Origin of the sequence: Streptomyces sp. NPDC021224 (assembly GCF_044332905.1) — a bacterium.
In the GTDB taxonomy this organism is placed as follows: Bacteria; Actinomycetota; Actinomycetes; order Streptomycetales; family Streptomycetaceae; genus Actinacidiphila.
Window position 1 is genome coordinate 566,656 of the sequence record NZ_JBIRPW010000003.1, and the last position, 18,683, is coordinate 585,338.

At 74.5% G+C, this 18,683-nt stretch carries 12 protein-coding genes; 8 read left to right on the forward strand and 4 right to left on the reverse strand.

From position 1 onward, the window contains the following. Window positions 1–196 precede the first annotated feature (196 nt). The 3 genes from ACH4PY_RS10945 to ACH4PY_RS10955 all read right to left on the reverse strand — a co-directional run bounded on the left by ACH4PY_RS10945 (window position 197) and on the right by ACH4PY_RS10955 (window position 4,416). Entirely contained in the window at window positions 197–988 is a 792-nt protein-coding gene (locus ACH4PY_RS10945; RefSeq protein ID WP_398178840.1) for a TetR family transcriptional regulator, read from the reverse strand. 124 nt (window positions 989–1,112) lie between these two features. Next, a complete protein-coding gene (locus tag ACH4PY_RS10950; protein ID WP_398178842.1) occupies window positions 1,113–2,981 on the reverse strand; it encodes a 3-hydroxyacyl-CoA dehydrogenase family protein in 1,869 nt (622 codons plus the stop codon). 358 nt (window positions 2,982–3,339) lie between these two features. Continuing rightward, window positions 3,340–4,416, reverse strand: coding sequence for an Rv2578c family radical SAM protein (locus tag ACH4PY_RS10955; RefSeq protein ID WP_398178845.1), 1,077 nt, complete (start codon window positions 4,414–4,416; stop codon window positions 3,340–3,342). A 131-nt stretch (window positions 4,417–4,547) separates the two neighbouring features. Between ACH4PY_RS10955 and ACH4PY_RS10960 the strand changes: the two genes are divergently transcribed. After that, window positions 4,548–4,997, forward strand: coding sequence for an SRPBCC family protein (locus ACH4PY_RS10960; RefSeq protein ID WP_398178848.1), 450 nt, complete (start codon window positions 4,548–4,550; stop codon window positions 4,995–4,997). Window positions 4,998–5,307: 310 nt separating this feature from the next. Beyond that, a complete protein-coding gene (locus tag ACH4PY_RS10965) occupies window positions 5,308–7,776 on the forward strand; it encodes an MFS transporter (RefSeq protein WP_398179348.1) in 2,469 nt (822 codons plus the stop codon). Window positions 7,777–8,029: 253 nt separating this feature from the next. Here the strand turns inward: ACH4PY_RS10965 and ACH4PY_RS10970 are convergent, their stop codons facing one another. Next, window positions 8,030–9,631 (reverse strand): MFS transporter, encoded by a 1,602-nt coding sequence (locus ACH4PY_RS10970; protein WP_398178851.1) that lies wholly within the window; start codon window positions 9,629–9,631, stop codon window positions 8,030–8,032. Between the two features lie 353 nt (window positions 9,632–9,984). Here ACH4PY_RS10970 and ACH4PY_RS10975 point away from each other — a divergent pair, with 353 nt between their 5' ends. The 6 genes from ACH4PY_RS10975 (at window position 9,985) to ACH4PY_RS11000 (ending at window position 18,450) form a co-directional block, all read left to right on the forward strand. Then, on the forward strand, window positions 9,985–12,474 hold the full coding sequence (locus ACH4PY_RS10975; RefSeq protein ID WP_398178853.1) for a SpoIIE family protein phosphatase: 2,490 nt from the start codon (window positions 9,985–9,987) through the stop codon (window positions 12,472–12,474). Window positions 12,475–12,537: 63 nt separating this feature from the next. Next, window positions 12,538–13,260, forward strand: a complete 723-nt coding sequence (locus ACH4PY_RS10980; protein WP_398178856.1) for a methyltransferase domain-containing protein — start codon at window positions 12,538–12,540, stop codon at window positions 13,258–13,260. A gap of 11 nt (window positions 13,261–13,271) precedes the next feature. Then, a complete protein-coding gene (locus ACH4PY_RS10985) occupies window positions 13,272–14,108 on the forward strand; it encodes a M55 family metallopeptidase (RefSeq protein WP_398178859.1) in 837 nt (278 codons plus the stop codon). Between the two features lie 48 nt (window positions 14,109–14,156). Further along, window positions 14,157–15,551: a M20/M25/M40 family metallo-hydrolase gene (locus ACH4PY_RS10990; protein ID WP_398178862.1), complete on the forward strand. Its 1,395-nt coding sequence runs from the start codon at window positions 14,157–14,159 to the stop codon at window positions 15,549–15,551. Next, the gene (locus tag ACH4PY_RS10995; RefSeq protein ID WP_398178865.1) at window positions 15,548–17,539 is read left to right on the forward strand and encodes a prolyl oligopeptidase family serine peptidase; all 1,992 of its coding nucleotides are present in this window, start codon (window positions 15,548–15,550) and stop codon (window positions 17,537–17,539) included. Before ACH4PY_RS10990 ends, ACH4PY_RS10995 begins: the two co-directional genes overlap by 4 nt. Further along, window positions 17,536–18,450: an LD-carboxypeptidase gene (locus tag ACH4PY_RS11000; protein ID WP_398178868.1), complete on the forward strand. Its 915-nt coding sequence runs from the start codon at window positions 17,536–17,538 to the stop codon at window positions 18,448–18,450. The genes ACH4PY_RS10995 and ACH4PY_RS11000 overlap by 4 nt, the downstream gene beginning before the upstream one ends. The last annotated feature ends 233 nt before the right edge of the window (window positions 18,451–18,683 follow it).

The following is an 18,683-nucleotide window of genomic DNA, read 5'->3' on the forward strand; positions in this document are numbered from 1 at the left end:
CAGCCGGCCTGCGGAGGGTACCGAGGGCCGTCCGCCCGGACTGGGGATACCGTATGGCACCGCGTGCCAGTCGTAAAGACACTGCGTGCCATATTTTTCTTTTCAGTGTCACCTGGTGCGCGCAGGCAGGCAACAGCGGCCGCCCGGGTGCACCCGGACGGCCGCTGAACAGGGATTTCCCGGGGCGGGCGGACCTTCAGGCCCTGCGGAGGGCTTCCTCGATGCTGCGCAGGATCTGCGCGGGCGAGGCGTCCGTACGCGCCACCGCGACGACGACCTCGTCCTGCCGGGTCACCGTCGCGGGCCGGGCGGCCGCGCCGCGGGACGGTATCCGGCCCGCCCCGACACCGGTGCCGAAGGTCGCCTTGATGACGTCGAAGGCGTGCTCCAGCTGCGCCTCCACGTCACCCTTGCCGTCCGCCCGCAGCCAGCGGCGCAGCACGTGGTTGTGGGCGGCGACCACCGCGGAGGCCGCGACCTCGGCGAGCAGCGGGTCGTCGTCGCCGTACCCTTGCGCGCTCTCGTCGAAGTGGCCCAGCAGATAGCGGGTGAAGAGCCGCTCGTAGCGGGCCACCGAGGCGATCTCGCGCTCGCGCAGCGTCGGCACCTCGCGCGTCAGCCGGTAGCGCTCGACCGACACCTCCGGCAACTGCGCGTACATCCGCAGCACTTCGGTGATGCCGCGGCACACCGTGTCCAGCGGGTGCTCGTGCGGGTCGGCGGAGTCCAGCACCGCCTGCACGCGCACCAGCGTGTCGTCGTGGTCGGGGAAGATGGCCTCTTCCTTGGAGCGGAAGTGCCGGAAGAAGGTCCGCCGCGCCACGCCCGCCGCGGCGGCGATCTCGTCGACGGTCGTTGCCTCGTACCCCTGTGTGGCGAACAGGTGCATCGCGGCCGCCGCCAGGTCCTGCCGTACGCGCTGCCGCTGAGCTGCGGCGCGGGGGACGTTCGCGCCCTCGGGGACGCCGGACTTCGCGGACTGGGGCATGTGGGGAACGTAACACGGCGGACCGCCCCGCCCGGCACCCGGGGGAAAAGAGCCCCAGCTCCGGGCGGGAGGGGCCGCGTCCCCCACGGGTCTCCGGCGCGGGCGTCCGGCACGTCCGGGGCGCTCAGCGGCGGGCATACTCGCGGAAGCCGCGGCCGGTCTTGCGGCCCAGGCACCCCGCGGACACCAGATGCTCCAGCAGCGGCGCGGGCGCCAGGCCCGGGTCGCGGAACTCGTCGTGCAGCACCTGCTCGATCGCCAGCGACACGTCCAGGCCCACCACGTCCAGCAGCTCGAAGGGCCCCATCGGATACCCGCCGCCGAGCTTCATCGCCGCGTCGATCGCGTCCACGCTCGCGTAGTGGTCCTGGAGCATCTTCACCGCGTTGTTCAGGTACGGGAAGAGCAGCGCGTTGACGACGAAGCCCGCCCGGTCGCCGCAGTCCACCGGGTGCTTGCGGATCCGCGCGCACACCGCGTGCAGGGTGGCCCGCACGTCGTCGCCGGTCAGGACGGTGGAGACGACCTCCACCAGCTTCATCGCGGGTGCCGGGTTGAAGAAGTGCATCCCGGCGACGTCCTGCGGGCGCCCGGTCACCCGGGCGATCGCCACCACCGGCAGCGAGGATGTCGTCGTGGCCAGCACCGCGCCCGGCCTGCACACCTTGTCCAGCGTCCGGAAGAGCTCCTGCTTGACGAACAGGTCCTCGGCCACCGCCTCCACCACGAGGTCGGCCTCCGCCAGCTCGTCGTACGCCCCGGCGGCCGTGACCAGCGCCGCCGCGGCGTCCCGCTGCCCGGCGTCCAGCCGCCCCCGGGCCACCGCGCGGTCCAGCGCCGCCGCGACCCGGGCGACCGCCTGCTCGGCCTTCTCCGGGCTGCGCGCCGCCAGCCGCACCGGGAAGCCCGCCTTGGCGAAGACCTCGGCGATGCCCGTCGCCATCGTCCCCGACCCGGCCACGCCCACCGTGCGCACCTCGCGCGCGGGGGCCGCGTGCGCCGCCCCGCCCCGCGGGGTGCGCGGCTCGGGCACGACCGCGGAACTGCCCGGCGCCTCGTAGACGTAGAAGCCGCGGCCCGACTTGCGGCCGTGCAGCCCCGCCGCGGCGAGCTGGCGCAGCACGGGCGCGGGGGAGTGCAGCCGGTCGCGGGTGGCCTCGTACATCGCGTCCAGCACGGTGGTGGCGGTGTCGATGCCGATCAGGTCCAGCAGCGCGAGCGGGCCCATCGGCAGGCCGCAGCCCAGCCGCATCGCCGCGTCGATGTCCTCGCGGGTGGCGTAGCGCGCCTCGTACATCGCGGCCGCCTGGTTGAGGTAGCCGAACAGCAGGCCGTCGGCGATGAAACCGGGCCGGTCGCCGACCGGCACGGGCTCCTTGCCGAGGCTGCGCACGAGGGCGGTGACCGCCGCCGTGGTCTGCGGCGAGGTCAGCACGGTGGAGACCACCTCGACCAGCTTCATGGCCGGTGCGGGCGCGAAGAAGTGCAGGCCCAGCACCCGGTCGGGGCGGCCGGTCTCGGCCGCGAGCCGGGTCACGGACAGCGCGTTGGTGCCGGTCGCGAGAATCGCCTCCGGCTTCGCCAGCCGGTCCAGCGCCGTGATGACGTCCCGCTTGACGTCGTAGCGCTCGTCGACGACCTCGACGACCAGGTCCGCGGCGGCGGCCGCCCGCAGGTCGGGGAAGGTGCGGAAGCGGGCGAGCGCGTCGGCCCGCTCCTCCGCGGTGCAGCGCCCGCGCTCCACCGAGCGGGCCGTCGAGCGCTCCAGGGCGGCGACCGCGCGGCGGGCGGCGCCCGGGTCGATGTCCACGCCGATCACCTCGTGGCCGGCCCGGGTCATGACTTCGGCGATGCCGGTCCCCATGGTGCCCAGGCCCACGACGGCGACGACGGACGGGGGAGCGGCCTCGGGCGAGCCGGCGCCGGGCTGCGCGGCGGGCGCGGGGGACGCGGGTGACGAGGGGGACGCAGGAGGTGCGGAGGGACGGGACATCGCGTGACTCCAGACGCTGGGAAGCGCGGGCGCGCCGCGGCGCGCACGGCGGGATGAGGGTGGGTGGAGTCGCGGGGCAGCCGATGTGTGGGGGCGCGCCCGCGGGATACCCGGCCGGCCCTGTCCCGGGGCCGGGCCGCGATGATGCCGGACCGAACGTGGTCGTGCGGTGCGGGCGGCTGCGTCACCAGGCCGCCGTGCACGGTGCTTTCGAGAGTAACCGGCGAGTAACTTGAGCGCTACCCCTGCGCGCATGTGATCTGGACCGCCGACAGATGAGCGCGCGCAGGCGGGTCCGGGCCGCCGCCCGTACGCCCCCGTGGCGTACGCGCGGACCGGCCCGCACCCGCCCCGCGGGTCAGAGCAGCGTCAGCTGGGTGTCGCCCGGTCCGCTCCCGTCCTGCCCGCCCTCACGCGCACGGCCGGGCTCGCGCTCCGCTGCGGCTTCCCGCTCCGGTACGGCCCCGCGCTGCGCCTCGGGGCGGCGGAAGCCGCGGGCCGGGCCGCAGCCGAACTCGGCGGCGAACTCGTGCACCTGGCGGGTGATGCGGCGCTGGTACCACGTCGGCGCGTAGGCCCCGCCCGCGTACATCGTCTCGTAGCGCCGCACCAGGTGCGGGTGCTCGCGGGCCAGCCACGCCATGTACCACTCCCGCGCGCCCGGCCGCAGGTGCAGCACAAGCGGGGTCACGGATCCCGCCCCGGCGGCGGCGATCGCCCGTACCGTCGCCCGCAGCTGCTCCGGCGAGTCGCTGAGGAAGGGCAGCACCGGCGCCATCAGCACCGACGCCGGTATCCCGTTCTCCGCGAGGGTGCGGCAGACCGCCAGACGCGTCTGGGGGGAAGGCGTGCCCGGCTCCACGCTGCGCCACAGCTCGCCGTCCAGGAAGCCGACGGACAGCGCGATGGACACCTCGGTGACGCGGGCGGCCTGCCGCACCAGCTCCAGGTCGCGCAGGATGAGCGAGCCCTTGGTGAGGATCGAGAAGGGGTTGGCGTGGTCCCGCAGCGCCGCGAGGATGCCGGGCATCAGCCGGTAGCGGCCCTCGGCCCTCTGGTAGCAGTCGACGTTGGTGCCCATCGCTATGTGCTCGCCGCGCCAGCGCGGTGCGGCCAGTTCGCGGCGCAGCAGCTCCGGGGCGTTGGTCTTCACCACGATCTGGGTGTCGAAGTCGAGCCCGGTGTCCAGGTCCAGATAGCTGTGCGTCTTGCGCGCGAAGCAGTAGACGCACGCGTGGCTGCACCCGCGGTAGGGATTGACCGTCCACTCGAAGGGCATGCGCGAGGCGCCCGGCACCCGGTTCAGGATCGAGCGGGCGCGCACCTCGTGGAAGGTGATGCCGCGGAATTCGGGCGTGTCGAAGCGGCGGGTCACCGCGTCGGTGCCGAAGAGCGCGGCCGTCGCGTCCTCCCGCCCCAGCTGTTCCCAGCGCATCGCGCCCTCCCTGCGGTCGTCCGGTGTGCCGTGCTTCTCCACAATAGAACAAAGATTCGAAGATCGGGTGTGGTTGGCTTGTGCGGCGCGTCGCACGAAGAGCGCGCACGGACACGGACCGAGGAGAACCAATGGCGCTGGTCGAGGCCACCACCGAGCGGATCGTCGCCGCGGAGCCGGAGCGCGTCTACGCGGCTCTCGCCGACTACGCGGGCACCCGCGGCCGGGTGCTGCCTGAGCAGTTCAGCGAGTACGAGGTGCGCGAGGGCGGCGAGGGCGCCGGCACCCTCGTGCACTGGCGGCTCCAGGCCACGAGCAAGCGGGTGCGCGACTGCCTGCTGGACGTGACCGCGCCCGCCGAGCGGCAGTTGCTGGAGAGCGACCGCAACTCCAGCATGACCACCGCCTGGACGGTGACCGAGGAGGGCGCCGGCCGCAGCAAGGTCGTCGCCACGACCCGCTGGCAGGGTGCCGGAGGCGTCGGCGGCTTCTTCGAGCGCACCTTCGCGCCCAAGGGGCTCAACCGGATCTACGACGAGATCCTGGCGAAGTTCGCCGCCGAGGTCGAAGCGCGCGGCTGACGCGCCCGGGCCGCCGTCCGGCATCCTTGCCCCGCCTGTCACCCGGCCGGTTTCGCGATCTTTCACTGATACGGGTGGTTTTGCCTACTTCCTGAGAATCGCCGCGCCCCTGCTTCGTTGTCGCCTCATGGCGGAGACGGTGGCGGAGCAGGTGTGACGAGGGGAGTGACGGGTGGCAGGCAGTGCGCTCACGGCGCGGACGGCGGCACCGGCCGAGGACGGCGCGGGCGGCGGAACGGAGGACGAGGGGGAGCGGAGCGCGGCCCGCAGCCCCGCCCTGCGGCAGACCGCGGGCATCGCCGAGACCGTCGTGGACGGCGCCGAAGCGACCACCACGGTCGTCCTGCCGGCCGCGGACGGCGGCCCCCCGCCGGACACCGGTGACGAGGCGGAGCAGCCGGGCGGGGCCGCGCCCGTCGATCTGGCGCCGCGCCGGGTCCGGCTGGTCTTCGTGGGCCTCATGTTGGCCCTGCTGCTGGCCGCGCTCGACCAGATGATCGTGGCCACCGCGCTGCCCAAGATCGTCGGCGAACTGCACGGCCTGGACAAGATGTCGTGGGTCGTCACCGCCTACCTGCTGGCGTCCACCATCGGCCTGCCGATCTACGGCAAGCTCGGCGACCTCTTCGGCCGCAAGGGCGTCTTCCAGTTCGCCATCCTGACCTTCGTCGCCGGCTCCGCGCTGGCGGCCTGGTCCCGCTCCATGAACGAGCTGATCGCCTTCCGCGCCGTGCAGGGCATCGGCGGCGGCGGGCTCATGATCGGCGTCCAGGCGATCATGGCCGACATCGTCCCGCCCCGCGAGCGCGGGCGCTACATGGGCACCATCGGCGCCGCCTTCGGGCTCGCCTCCGTCGCCGGACCGCTGCTCGGCGGCTTCTTCACCGACCACGCCTCCTGGCGCTGGTGCTTCGCGATCAACATCCCCTTCGGTCTGGTCACCCTGGCCGTCATCGCGCTGGTGCTCAAACTGCCCAAACCGGCTGTCCGTCCCAAGCTGGACGTGCTGGGCGCGCTGCTGCTCGCCGCGGGCTCCACCTGCCTGGTGCTGCTCACCACCTGGGGCGGCGCCACGTACGGCTGGCGCTCCAAGGAGATCCTGGGCCTGGGCGCGGGCGCCGCGGGCTGCGCGCTGCTCTTCCTGATCGTCGAGCGGTACGCGGCCGAGCCCGTCATCCCGCTGCGGCTCTTCCGGGACGGCGTCTTCAACGTCACGGCCCTCATCGGCTGCGTCGTCGGCGTCGCCCTCTTCGGCGCCGCCAGCTACCTGCCGACCTTCCTGCAGATGGTCGACGGCGCGAGCGCCACCAGTTCGGGCCTGCTGATGCTGCCCATGATGCTCGGCGTCGTCGTCGCCTCCATCGTCGGCGGCCAGCTCATCAGCCGCACCGGGCGGTACAAGATCTTCCCCGTCCTGGGCGGCGCGCTGTCCGCCGTCGGCATGTGGCTGCTGTCGCTGATGGGCGCGGACACCCCGCAGGTCACCTACAGCGTCTACATGGCCGTGCTCGGCCTCGGCATCGGCATGGTGCTGCCGGTGCTGGTGCTCGCCGTCCAGAACTCCGTGCGGCCCTCCGACATCGGGGCGGCCACCAGCGCGAACAACTACTTCCGGCAGATCGGCGGCTCCGTCGGCGCCGCGATCTTCGGCACGCTCTTCGCCGACCGGCTCGGCAAGCGGCTCGCCGTCGAACTGCCGCACGGCGCCCGGCTGCCCGACCCGCAGTCGGTCACCCCGCAACTCGTCCGCACCCTGCCCGCCGCGGTGCGCGACGGCTACATCCGGGCATACGCCGACGCCATGCCGCGGATCTTCCTCTACCTGGTGCCGGTGCTCGTCCTCGGCTTCCTCTTCGCCTTCCTGCTCAAGGAGAAACCCTTGGTCACCCAGCACGGCCCCGGGGCCGCGACCGCCACTGCCACCGCGTACGACGGCCCCCTCGGCGGGCATCCGGACGGTACGGCGGGCGACGCGTCGCTGCCCGGCGCCCGCTCCGCCCCCTTCGCCGCGCCGCCGCACAGCGGGGTCGCCGTGTGCGGTACGGTCCAGCACTCCGACGGCAGCGGGGTCGGCCGGGCCGCGCTCACCCTCATCGACGGCACCGGGCGCCAGGTCGGCCGCGGCGCCACCGCCACCGACGGCCGCTTCGCGCTCAGCGCGCCCGGCGGCGGCAGCTACGTGCTCATCGCCGCGGCCGGCGGGCACCAGCCGCAGGCCGTCAGCGTCACCGTCGGCGAGCACCCGGTCGACCTCGACGTCGTCCTCGGCGGCGCCGGGCGGCTGGCCGGCGCGGTGCGCACCGCCGACGGCACACCGGTGCGGGAGGCCGTCGTGACCCTCACCGACGTCCGCGGAGACGTCGTGGGCACCGCCCGCAGCGGCCGCGAGGGCGAGTACGTCCTGGCCGAACTGGTCGCCGGCGAGTACACGCTGGCCGCGAGCGCCCCCGCGTTCCGGCCCGCCGCCCTCCCCGTCACCGTCCAGGCCTCCCGCGAGACCCGGCAGGACGTCGAACTCGCGGGCGGCGCGGTCCTGCGCGGCACCGTCCGCGCCCCCGGCGGCCGTACGGTCGAGGACGCGCGCGTGACCCTGCTGGACGCCGCGGGCAACGTCGTCGACTCCGTCACGACCGGCCCCGACGGCACCTTCCGCTTCGTCGACCTGGCGGCGGGGGAGTACACCGTCATCGCGGCGGGGTACCCGCCGGTGGCCACGGTCCTCCAGGTCGCGGGCGGCGGCCGCACCGAACGCGACCTCCAGCTCGGCCACCCGGACTAGCCCGCCCATACCCGAGCCCCCACCCGCGCGGGGTGAGCGTTTTCAGGGGCGCGGGGAACCGCGCGACAAGCCACATCCGTGGCGCGGGTCGTCACCGGCCCCGAGGGGCGTTCGGTCCTCCCCCAGCGCTCCGCCTGGGAGGTGCCCCCAGGACCACCGGCCGGTGGGTGGTTGCTCGCGCAGTTCCCCGCGCCCCTGCAAACGCTCACCCCCCCGCGGCAGCGGAAGCGCGCCGCCCGCGCGAGGGCGGAGGTCAGTTGCTGGGCTTGGGGCACTGCGTGCCCCGGATGTCCGTGTAGGAGCCGCCGATACGGTACGTACCGGCGGACGGCACGTACAGCCGCGTCCACTCCCCGTCCGCGGCAAGACACCCGTGCTGGTTGTCCTTCGCCCCCTCGATGCCGAGCACCGGCGACCAGGGGATCCTCAGCAGCACGCTGCCGGCGTTCGGCATGGAGACGGTCAGCTCGGCCGGTCCGGCCTCCTCGACCGTGGCCGGCGGGTCGGCGAGCGGCTGGACCTCGCCCGCGACCTTGAAGACCTGCCAGTTCTGGTCGCTCCACACCGGGTGGAGCCAGTCCGGGGCGGAGCGGACGATCTTCGCCTCGGCGACGGCGGCGCCGTCCGGCTCGTCGGCGGGCAGCACGACGTAGTAGACGCTCCAGTGCTCCAGCCACGCCTTGTACGTGTCGGCGTTGAGCGTGCCGTCGTAGAAGAGGGGGTTGCGCTCGACGTCGGCCTGCCGGTTCCAGCCGCGGGCCAGGTTGACGTAGGGGGACAGGCCCGAGGCCTCCCAGTGCGAGCGCAGCGGGACGACCTCGACGCGGCCCCGGTCGGCCTCGACCTTCTGGAGTTCGGCGATGAGCGGCGGGGCGTGCCGCACCGTGGAGGTGACGGCGGTGGTGTTGACCTGGTCCACGATCGGCTTGGTGACCTGCCAGGCCGCGATGCCGGCGAAGGCCAGCCACAGGGCCACCAGCCGGTAGCCGGTCCACTTGCTGTCGCGGGCCACGAGAAGCATCACCGTGCCGCCGAAGAGCAGCGCGAGGCGCTCGACGTTGCTCCCGATGGGGGAGGGGATGATCCAGGTCAGCGCGACGCCGACGGCGTAGAGCCAGGAGCCTGCGTGGACCTCGCGCCACCTGCGCGGCACCACCAGGGCGGTGACGACGGCGATGGCGAACGGGATGATCGCGAAGTACCAGGCGAAGGGCTGCACCCCGTAGAAGGGGAACAGCAGCGACGTCGCGCCGACGACCAGTGGCGGCACCGCGGTGAGCACGTAGGCGTCGACCCGGCGGCCGGTCAGGAACAGCGCGGCGGCCAGCACCAGGACGAACAGGCCCGCCACGGGGCTGCACATGGTGGCCAGCGCGGTCATGGTCGCGGCGGTGGCCAGCTGCGGGGAGCGGCCCCGCAGATTCTGCGCGGCCGGGAAGAGCACCAGCGTGGCGACCATCGCGAAGAGCATGCCGAGTGCGAAGGTGACCCGGCCGGAGACGACGTCACACCAAAGAGCGAACGTCGTCCACAGCACGGGCACCATCGGACGGCGGATGCCGGTGCGGACCAGGAGCGCCGCGCCGACCGTGCCGGACAGCGTGCCGGCGATCACCGCGGTCGTCCGCACGCCCAGCGCCGCCATGATGTACGGCGAGAGGATGCTGTAGGAGGCGGGGTGCATCCCGCCGTACCAGGAGAAGTTGTACGACGCCGACGGGTGGGCCCGTATGAAGTCGGTCCACGCATACTGCGCGGCCATGTCGCCGGAGTCCTTGGCGAGGTAGAAGGCCCAGAGCAGGTGAAGTACGGCGGCCACCGCGGTGGCCACGACGACCGGATGGCGTACGTTCACGCGGCGCAGCAGGTCCCTGGGTTTCCGTGAAGCGGAAACCCGCGCAGGCTGCCAGGTCGTCACAAGGCCTCTTCCGTCAGGGGGCGGTTGCGTTGCCCCGGCCGGGCGCTTCCGGCGGGGTCGGACCCCGACGCTCCAGCGGCCCGGATCGGAGTTCGAACACAGACTTCGGACGCTAGCACGCCGCGTGCGGTTGCTCGCGCGCGGGCGTACGCCGGATTCAGCGGTTGCGGCCCGCGCCACACGCTACCGGTCGTACCGTGGTATCGGCATCGCAGATCTTGCGCCGTACGGGTGGCCTCACCTGCCGGTGAAGGGGTCCGCGGCTGCCGGGGGAAGGAGCCCGACCCAGCATGGACGCCCGTATTCCGCCGGATTTCTCCGGCCGGATCCCGCTCGCGGTGATCGTCGTGGACGCGGCGGGCACGGTGTCGCACTGGAGTACGGGGGCGCGCCGGCTCTTCGGCCCCTCCCGGGTGGAAGCCGTGGGACGCCCGGCCGCCGACCTGCTGCCGGTGGCCGGCGCGCTGGAGAGCGCGGCGCCCCAGGAGCCCGCGGGCGGACCCGCGTACCCGTCCGGCGGCGGACCGGACCTCGGCGGGCTGGGCGAACTTGGAGGACTGGGGGATCTCGACGATCCGCTCACCGGCGCGGGCCCCTACCCCACGGCGGGCCGGGCGCGGCTCTTCGGCGAGAAGCCCGCGCCGGGCGAGGCGCTCGACGTGCTCTGGTGGGCCTATCCGCTGGTCGGCCCGGGGCCCGAGCGGCTGCTGGTGCTGGCCGCGGACGCCGCCCCGCTGCTGGCCGCGCTGCCCGGCGCCGCGCAGGCGGCCGGCCCGGCGGAGGAGGGCGAGGGGGCGGGGGCGGCGCCGCGCGTCGCGCCCGGCTTCGCCCTGCACACCGAATTTGCCGAGGCCGACGAGCTGGCCGGGCAGCTGCCGGAGATCCTGCCCGGGATGAACCCGCTGGACAGCGCGCGAGTCGTCGCCCAGGTGCTGGAGCTGGGCTACCCGGTGCTGGAGATCAGCCGGCACGAACGGGTGCCGGTCACGCCGGACTGGGGTGTGCCGCGCCGGGTCGAGCGGCAGGCGCGGCGGCGGGCCGCGCGGCAGGCGGCCGCGGCCGACCCCCGCTCCGTACCGGTCGAGGACCTGGCGCCGGACCTGGAGCACGCGGCGGTGCGCGAGCGCCTGGAGTTCCTCAACGAGGTCAGCCGCCGGATCGGCACCTCGCTGGACCTGGCCCGTACCGTCGAGGAGGTCAGCCAGGCGGTCGTGCCGCGCTTCACGGACGTCGCGGGCACCTATCTGCGGGAGCAGGTGCTCGCGGGCGAGGGCTTCCCGGACGGGCCGCCGGACGTCACCACCATGTGGTACCGCGTCGCGGTCGAGCACACCGACGAGCCGGGCCGCTGGGACGACGTCGTGCCGGTCGGCGAGTCGATGCCCTTCCCCGCGCAGACCCCCTTCTTCCAGTGCATGACCACCGGCGAGCCGGTGCTCGTGCCGCGCATCGGCGAGGAGCTGGGCCGCGCCATCGCCGAGCAGTTCCCCAAGCGCGACATCAGCCCGCTGATCACCCACCGCTCCATGCTGGTCGTGCCGCTCAAGGCGCGCGACGTGGTGCTGGGCTTCATGATCCTGCTGCGGCACCGCGAGCGGCCGCCGTTCGACGACATGGACCGGGTGACCGGCGCCGAGCTGGCCGCCCGCGCCGGGCTCGTGCTGGACAACGCCCGCATGTACACGCACCAGGAGAACGTCGCCGACACCCTCCAGGACAGCATGCTGCCGCACATCCCGCCGCGGATGCCCGGCTGCGACGTGGCGACCCGCTACCTGCCCGGCACCCGCCTCGGCCGGGTCGGCGGCGACTGGTTCGACGCCGTCAAGCTGCCCGGCTCGCGGCTCGCGCTGGTCGTCGGCGACGTCATGGGCCACGGGCTGAACTCCGCGGCGATGATGGGCCAGTTCCGTACCGCCGTGCAGACCATGGCGCAGCTCGGCCTGCCGCCCGCGCAACTGCTGCGCACCCTGGACGACCTCGCGCAGCGGCTCGGCGAGCAGTACCTGGCGACGTGCCTGTACGCCGTGTACGACCCGGTGGAGTCCGAGGTGCTGATCGCCAACGCCGGGCACATCCCGCCGGTGCTGGTGCGCGCCGCGGACGGCCGCAGCGAGCTGCTGGAGCTGCCGACCGGTGCGCCGCTCGGCGTCGGCGGGGTGCCCTTCGAGACGGTGCGCGTCCCCGTCGCGCCCGGCGACCGGCTGGTGCTGTGCACCGACGGGCTGGTCGAGGTGCGCGGGCAGGACATCGGAGCGGGCCTGGCCGCGCTGTGCGAGAGCGCGGCGCACCCGGCCGCGTCCATGGACGACGCGTGCGACACCGTCATCCGCGCGCTGAACCGGCGCGGCGGCCGGGGCGACGACGTCGCCCTGCTGATGGCCCGGCTGAACGGCATCTCCCGCTCCGACGTCGCCGAGTGGGAGCTGGCCGCCGAGCCGCGCGAGGTCGCCCGGGCCCGCGCCCTGGTGCGCGGGCGGCTGCGCGAGTGGCGGCTGCCCGAGACGGCCGAGACCGCGGAGCTGCTGGTCGGCGAGGTCGTCACCAACGCGGTACGGCACGCGCACGACGGGCCCGTGCGGCTGCGGATGGTGCGGGCGGACGACGCGCTGCTGGTGGAGGTGTCCGACGACGACCACGGGGTGCCGGTGCTGCTCAGCGCGGGTCCGCAGGACGAGGGCGGGCGCGGGGTGCGGATCGTGAGCAGGCTCGCGCGCGAGTGGGGCACCAGCCGCTCCGCGCGGGGCAAGACGGTGTGGTTCGAGCAGGCCCTCCGGTAGGCGCGGCGGGCCCCGCCCGCCCACCGGCGAGTTCGTAGGTCACGGCGTGGGGAGTGTGGTCGCGTGAACGTCTCCGGCAAGTACGCGAAGGTGTGGGAGAGCTTCTGGGAAGCCGCCCCCGGCGGGCGCGGCGGCGTCCTGTGGGACGCGGAGCCGGAGCTGACGGTGGGCCGGCACCTGGCCCACTTCGCCGCACACTTCGACCCCGGCCTGCCGCTGGTCGACCTCGGCTGCGGCAACGGCACCCTGACCCGCTGGCTGGCCGGACGCTACGACCGAGTCGTCGGTGCGGACCTCGCGCACGCCGCCGTCGCCCGCGCCGCCCGCGACGACCCGCACGGGCTGGCCGCCTACCAGCAGCTCGACGCCGTCGACACCGACGCGGTGCGCGCCCTGCACGACGAGCTGGGCGACGCCAACGTCTACCTGCGCGGCGTCCTGCACCAGAGCGAGCCCGCCGACCGCGCCCGGCTGGTCGACGGCATCGCCACCCTCACCGGACACCGCGGCCGGGTCTTCGCCGTGGAGCCGGCCGAGGCTGCCAAGGGGGTGCTGCTCACCATCGCGCAGGACCCCGCGGGTCCGCCGCCCAAGCTGGGCGCGGTCCTCGCGCACGGCATCGCGCCCGGCGAGGTCGCGGACGCCGCGCTGCCCGGCTACTTCGCCGCCGCGGGCCTGACCGTGCTCGCCGCGGGCGAGGAGCCGCTGGTGACCGCGGAGTTCCGTAGCGACGGCGCCAGGATCGAGCTGCCGTCACAGTGGCTGGTGGCGGGGATGGCCGCGTAATGTGACCTCGCATGCGGAAGATCCTCGTCTCGGCCGACATGGAGGGCGCCACCGGCGTCACGTGGCCGGCCGACGTGCTCCCCGGCACCGAGCAGTGGCAGCGCTGCCGGCACATGTTCACCTCGGACGTCAACGCCGCCGTCGCGGGCTTCCTCGACGCGGGCGTCGACCAGGTGCTCGTCAACGAAGCCCACTGGACGATGCGCAACCTGCTGCTGGAGCAGCTGGACGAGCGCGCGGAGATGCTCACCGGACGGCACAAGGAGCTGTCCATGGTCGAGGGCGTCCAGCACGGCGACATCGACGGCATCGCCTTCGTCGGCTACCACACGGGCGCCGGAACCGAGGGCGTCCTCGCCCACACCTACCTCGCCAACTCGATCACCGGCGTGTGGGTCAACGGCGAGCCCGCGAGCGAGGGGCGGCTCAACGCCCTGGTCGTCGCCGAGTACGGGGTCCCCGTCGTCCTCGTGACCGGCGACGACCGCACCGGCCTCGACGCCCGCTCGTACGCCCCGCAGGCCGTGACCGTCGCCGTCAAGGACTACGTCTCGCGGTACGCCGCCGTCTGCCGCCCGCCCGCCAGGACCGCCGCCGACATCCGCGCCGGGGCCGCGCGGGCCGCGGCCCTCGCCGTACGCCACGAGCCCGTGCAGGCGGGCCCGTTCACGGTGGAGCTGGAGTTCGACGCGTGGCACCTGGTCGGAGCGGCGACCGCGGTCCCCGGTGTCGAGCGCACCGGCGAGCGGCGCGTCACGTACACCCTGCCGACGATGTACGCGGCGCTGCGGGCCTTCAAGGCCGTCACGACGCTGGTCTCGCAGGCGGTGGAGGAGCAGTACGGCTGACCGCCGCGGGGCGGACCCGGGGCGTACGACGACAGAAGCGGGAGCGGCATGGCTGAGCAGGCACGGGGGGCGGTCCGGGAGCGGTCCGGCGGCGTGGACGACACCGCGCTCGCCGAGGTCGAGCGTTTCACCAGCGACCTGATCCGGCTGGACACCACCAACCGCGGCGGCGGCGACGGCAACGAGCGCCCCGCCGCCGAGTACGTCGCCGAGCAGCTCGCCGGGGCGGGACTCGCACCGCGGATCCTGGAGCGCGCGCCCGGCCGCAGCAACGTCGTCGCCCGCCTGCCCGGGGCCGACCCCGGCGCGGACGCGCTGCTGCTGCACGGCCACCTCGACGTGGTGCCCGCAGAACCCGCCGACTGGACCGTGCACCCCTTCTCCGGCGAGATCCGCGACGGGGTCGTCTGGGGCCGTGGCGCCATCGACATGAAGAACGCGGTCGCGATGACGCTGGCCGTCGTCCGCTCCTGGGCCAGGACCGGGCACCGCCCCGCCCGCGACGTCGTCCTCGCCTTCACCGCCGACGAGGAGGACAGCGCCGCCTACGGCTCCGACTTCCTCGCCACCGAGCACGCCGCCCTCTTCGAGGGCTGCACCGAGGGCGTCAGCGAGTCCGGCGGCTACACCTTCCACGCCGGGGACGGCCCGGACGGCACGCCGCTGCGCATCTACCCCGTCGCGGCCGGGGAGCGCGGCACCTCCTGGCTGAAGCTCACCGCGCGGGGCACCGCGGGCCACGGCTCCAAGATCAACCACGCCAACGCGGTGGCCCGGCTCGCCGCCGCCGTCGCCCGCATCGGCGAGCACCGCTGGCCGGTCCGGCTCACCCCCACCGTCGAGGCCGCGCTCACCGGACTGGCCGCCGTCCACGGCGTCACCGCGGGCCCGGCCGACCTCGCCGACCCCGACGCGCTGCTCGACCGGCTCGGCGCGTCCGCCCAGTTCGTGCGGGCGACCGTCCGCAACAGCGCCAACCCGACGATGCTGGAAGCCGGTTACAAGGTCAACGTGATCCCCGGCAGCGCCACCGCCCACGTCGACGGCCGTGTGGTGCCCGGCGGCGAGGAGGAGTTCCGCGCCACCCTGGACGAGCTGACCGGGCCCGACGTGGAGTGGTCCTACCACCACCACGAGGTGCCGCTCACCGCACCCGTCGACACGCCCGTCTTCGCCGCCATGCGCGAGGCACTGCTGCACTTCGACCCCGGGGCGCACGTGGTGCCGTACTGCATGTCCGGCGGCACCGACGCCAAGCAGTTCTCCCGGCTGGGCATCACCGGCTACGGCTTCTCGCCGCTGCGGCTGCCGCCCGGCTTCGACTACCAGGCGCTCTTCCACGGGGTGGACGAGCGGGTGCCCGTCGACGCGCTGCACTTCGGGGTGCGCGTCCTGGACCGGTTCCTGCGCGGGACCGGCACGACCGAGGAGAGGACCGTATGAGCAGCGGCACCTACGGGGAGTGGGAATCGCCGATCGACGCGGCGACCGCCGCCTCCCACGACGGACGGCCCGACGACCTCGGGCTGATCGGCGCCGACCTGTGGTGGACGGCCCCGCGCCCCGCCGAGGGCGGCCGCCGCGCGCTCGTACGGCGCCGCCCGGACGGCACCGAGGAATGCCCGCTGCCCGCGCCCTGGAACGTCCGCAACCGCGTCATGGAGTACGGCGGCACCCCGTGGGGAGGCGCGGTCGTCGGCGGTGAGCCGCTCGTCGTCTTCACCCACCAGGCCGACCAGCGCCTCTACGCCTTCCACCCGGACCGCCCCGGCGAACAGCCCTACCCGCTCAGCCCGGTCTCCGCCGTCGGCGGCGGGCTGCGCTGGACAGAACCCGTCGTGCACGCCGAGCGCGGCGAGGTCTGGGCGGTGCTGGAGGAGTTCACCGGGGAGGGCCCCGCCGACCTGCGGCGGCTGCACGCCGCCGTCCCGCTCGACGGCTCCGCCGCCGAGGACCGCGCCGCCGTCCGCGAGATGGGCCCCGTCGAGCACCGCTTCGTCACCGGGCTGCGCCCGTCACCCGACGGCGGCCGGGCGGCGTGGATCGCCTGGGACCACCCGCGCATGCCCTGGGACGGCACCGAACTGCGCGTCGCCGACCTGCGCGGCGACGGCACCCTCGGCCCCGCCCGCACCCTCGTCGGCGGGCCCGAGGAGTCCGTCGCCCAGGTCGAATGGGCGCCGGACGGCACGCTGCTCGCCGCCACCGACCGCACCGGCTGGTGGAACCTGCACCGCGTCGACCCGGACACCGGCGAGGCGGTCAACCTGTGCCCGCGCGAGGAGGAGTTCGCCGGGCCCCTGTGGCGGATCGGGGCGCGCTGGTTCGCGCAGGTCGAGGGCGGTCCGATCGCCGTCCTGCACGGCGTCGGCGCGCAGCGGCTGGGCATCCTCGACCCGGCGACCGGCGAGATCACCCAGCCGCTCGGCCACTGGACGGAGTGGACCCCGACCCTCGCCGTCGCGGGCGGTCAGGTCGTCGGCATCGCGGCGAGCGCCCGCAGTGCCCACGAGATCGTCCACGCCCCCGCCGTCCCGCACGCCCGGGTCGAGATGCTCACCGGCGCGCACCACGACACCGTGGACCCCGCCTACCTGCCCGAGCCCGAGGCCCGCGTCTTCACCGGCCCCGGCGGGCGCGAGGTGCACGCCCACGTCTACCCGCCGCGCCACCCCGACCACCCCGACGCCACCGCCGACGGCCCCGCCCCGTACGCGATCTGGGTGCACGGCGGCCCGACCAGCCGCACCCAGATGGTCTACGACCTGGAGGTCGCCTACTTCACCTCGCGCGGCATCGGCGTCGCCGAGGTCAACTACGGCGGCTCCACCGGCTACGGCCGCGCCTACCGCAACCGGCTGCGCGAGCAGTGGGGTGTCGTGGAGGTCGAGGACTGCGTCGCCGTCGCCGAGGGCCTGGTCACCGAGGGCGCCGCCGACCCGCGGCGGCTGGCGATCCGGGGCGGCAGCGCGGGCGGCTGGACCAGCGCGGCCGCCCTCACCACCGTGTCCACCTTCGCGTGCGGCGCGATCAGCTACCCGATTCTCGACCTGGCCGGCTGGTCACCCGCGGGCGGCGAGACCCACGACTTCGAGTCCTGGTACCTCGAATCCCTCGTCGGTCCGCACCTGGAGGTGCCCGAGCGCTACCACGAGCGCTCGCCCGTCCACCACAGCGACCAGGTCACCGTGCCCTTCCTGCTCATGCAGGGGCTCGACGACCCGATCTGCCCGCCCGTGCAGTGCGACCGCTTCCTCGAAGCGCTCGCCGGACGCGACCTGCCGCACGCCTACCTCGCCTTCCCCGGCGAGAGCCACGGCTTCCGCCGCCTCGACACACTGGTGACCTGCCTGGAGGCCGAACTGTCCCTCTACGGCCAGGTCTTCGGCTTCCGCCCGCCGGGTGTCCCGGTACTGGACCTCACCCCGTGACCGCGCGGCCCCGCAGGCTGGTCCCGGGCGACCGGGTCGGCATCGTCGCGCCCGCGGGGCCCGTACCGGCCGGCATGCTCGCGGAAGGGCTCGCCGAACTGCGCGCGTGGGGCCTGGAACCCGTCCTCGCCCCGCACGTCCTCGACACCCACCCCTCCGGCTACCTCGCGGGCGCCGACCGGGCCCGCGCCGAGGACCTGCGCGACGCGTGGTGCGACCCGGACCTGGCCGCCGTGATCTGCGCCCGCGGCGGCTACGGCACCCAGCGCATGGCCGACCTCGTCGACTGGGACGCGATGGCGGCGGCCGACCCCAAGGTCTTCGTGGGCTTCAGCGACGTCACCGTGCTGCACGAGGCCTTCGCGACCCGGCTGGACGTGGCCACCCTGCACGGCCCGATGCCCGGCACCCCCGGCTTCCTCGCCGACGCGGCGGGCCGCGAGCACCTGCGCCGCACCCTCTTCGCCCCCGAGGAGGCCCAGGTGCTGCACGTCCCGGCCGCCACCGCGCTGGTGCCCGGCCGCGCCACCGGCGTCACGATGGGCGGCTGCCTCAGCCTCCTCGCCTCCGACCTCGGCACCCCCACCGGCCGCCCCTCCGCGGCGGGCGGCATCCTCTTCCTGGAGGACACCGGCGAGGAGCCCTACCGCCTCGACCGCTTCCTGACCCAACTCCTGCGCAGCGGCTGGCTCGACGGCGTCGCAGCCGTCGTCCTCGGCTCCTGGGAGGCCTGCGGCCCCTACCCCGACCTCCGCCGCCTCTTCCTCGACCGCCTCGCCCCCCTGTCCGTCCCCATCCTCGAATGCCTCCCCTTCGGCCACTCCCTCCCCACTCTCACCATCCCTCTCAACACCCCCGTCACCCTCGACACCCCCACCTCCACCCTGACCTTCCCCCCACCCCTGACCTAGCCCTCGCCCCGCCAGGGGCGCGAGCAGCCCCCGCCGGCCTGAGGTGAGGTACGTACCTGTGCGGGTACGGCGGCGCGGTCCGGGGCGCGGGGAACTGCGCGAGCAACCCCTACGGGCCTGAGGTGTGGTACGTACCCGTGCGGGTACGGCGGCGCGGTCCGGGGCGCGGGGAACTGCGCGAGCAACCCCTACGGGCCTGAGGTGTGGTACGTACCCGTGCGGGTACGGCGGCG

Bases quoted from the DNA above. Each gene is read 5' to 3' on its own strand.
- ACH4PY_RS10975 (WP_398178853.1), top strand. From the start codon at position 9,985: ATGGACGCCCGTATTCCGCCGGATTTCTCCGGCCGGATCCCGCTCGCG.
- ACH4PY_RS10955 (WP_398178845.1), bottom strand. From the start codon at position 4,416: ATGCGCTGGGAACAGCTGGGGCGGGAGGACGCGACGGCCGCGCTCTTC.
- ACH4PY_RS10960 (WP_398178848.1), top strand. From the start codon at position 4,548: ATGGCGCTGGTCGAGGCCACCACCGAGCGGATCGTCGCCGCGGAGCCG.
- ACH4PY_RS10990 (WP_398178862.1), top strand. From the start codon at position 14,157: ATGGCTGAGCAGGCACGGGGGGCGGTCCGGGAGCGGTCCGGCGGCGTG.
- ACH4PY_RS10950 (WP_398178842.1), bottom strand. From the start codon at position 2,981: ATGTCCCGTCCCTCCGCACCTCCTGCGTCCCCCTCGTCACCCGCGTCC.
- ACH4PY_RS10995 (WP_398178865.1), top strand. From the start codon at position 15,548: ATGAGCAGCGGCACCTACGGGGAGTGGGAATCGCCGATCGACGCGGCG.
- ACH4PY_RS10985 (WP_398178859.1), top strand. From the start codon at position 13,272: ATGCGGAAGATCCTCGTCTCGGCCGACATGGAGGGCGCCACCGGCGTC.
- ACH4PY_RS10945 (WP_398178840.1), bottom strand. From the start codon at position 988: ATGCCCCAGTCCGCGAAGTCCGGCGTCCCCGAGGGCGCGAACGTCCCC.